This window comes from Bacillus sp. JJ722, from assembly GCF_036963345.1.
In the GTDB taxonomy this organism is placed as follows: domain Bacteria; phylum Bacillota; class Bacilli; order Bacillales; family DSM-1321; genus Bacillus_AD.
This window is the reverse complement of sequence record NZ_JBALMO010000354.1, coordinates 1-335: the sequence shown is the minus strand read 5'-3', so window position 1 is coordinate 335 and position 335 is coordinate 1. Positions and strand designations below refer to the sequence as shown.

General features: G+C 30.1%; 1 protein-coding gene. It reads right to left on the bottom strand.

Annotated features, from left to right (window positions below; genetic code table 11):
* Positions 1-10: 10 nt before the first annotated feature.
* On the bottom strand, positions 11-335 hold a 325-nt coding region (locus V7014_RS25975), incomplete at its 5' end, for a hypothetical protein (RefSeq protein WP_335511821.1).

Here is a 335-nt window from a genome sequence, read left to right as displayed (position 1 = left end):
ATGTGGATTTTTATACGTGTTTATTTAATTGCCTTTCAATTCTAAGCAATCTCAACTCCATAGTAGAGTATTTCTCACTTAAATATTTCACATCATGATTTAGAACTATAATGTCCCTCTCAAGTTTGCTTAATTTTTCTCTATGATCCTCAAATTGTTGCCCTTGTCCATCTGTATCAAGATTCTTTTTTATTTTATAAAGTTCTTCACTAACACTGTCCAATCGTTTATCAAATTGTTTTTCTAAATTGTCAAAACGTTTGTCGATACTTGATTTTAATTCGGTTATTGCTAGTAAGAGTTCTTTATTTTCCATTGGAGTAACACCACTTTCC